We start from the raw sequence: 552 nt of genomic DNA, 5'->3' as shown, positions 1-552 counted from the left end.
CAGCACCGACTGGCTGCCGGGCGGTGCGCTCGACGCGGCCGGGCACGTACAGGAACTGCTCCTCGCCGCCGCCCTGTTCGGCCTCGGCAGCGCCGTCCACCTGCCGACGCTGGCCCGTACCGGAGGCCGGGTGGCGGCGCTCGGGCTGTGCTCCTGGGTGGTCATCGCCGGCGTCTCGTACGCGGGGGTGCTGGTGACGTCGTAGCGCGGGGCGCCCGCCGCGGCGCGGTGCCCGGGGCCTCGCCGGCCCGGGCCCGTACGCCCACCGGCGGTGCCCCTGGCAGAGGTCGGACGGGGCACGGCTTCCGCGCGACGCCCGCACGGCCCCCGAGTCGAGCCCTGCGGCCGACGCCCCGAGGGCGACATCCCGCGCGTGACGTCCTGCGTACGGCGTCCCACGTACGACGCTCTGCGCGTGGCGTCCCGCGTACGGCGTTCCGCGCGCGCCGCCCCACGTACGTACGGCGTCCCACGGTCCCGGGGGGGGGGGGGGGCGGGGGCGGGGGCCCGCCCCCCCCCCCCCCCCCCCCCCCCCCCCCCCCCCCCCCCCCC

1 pseudogene is annotated in these 552 nt (G+C 81.3%); it reads left to right on the top strand.

What is annotated here, in order from left to right:
* Window positions 1-205 (top strand): annotated as a pseudogene (locus AAHZ94_RS34910) (putative sulfate exporter family transporter); the annotation flags it as partial.
* Window positions 206-552 lie beyond the last annotated feature (347 nt).

Origin of the sequence: Streptomyces sp. HSW2009 (assembly GCF_040240285.1) — a bacterium.
Classification (GTDB): Bacteria; Actinomycetota; Actinomycetes; order Streptomycetales; family Streptomycetaceae; genus Streptomyces.
Note: the sequence above shows the minus strand (reverse complement) of the source record. Positions and strands in the feature narration are given on the sequence as shown.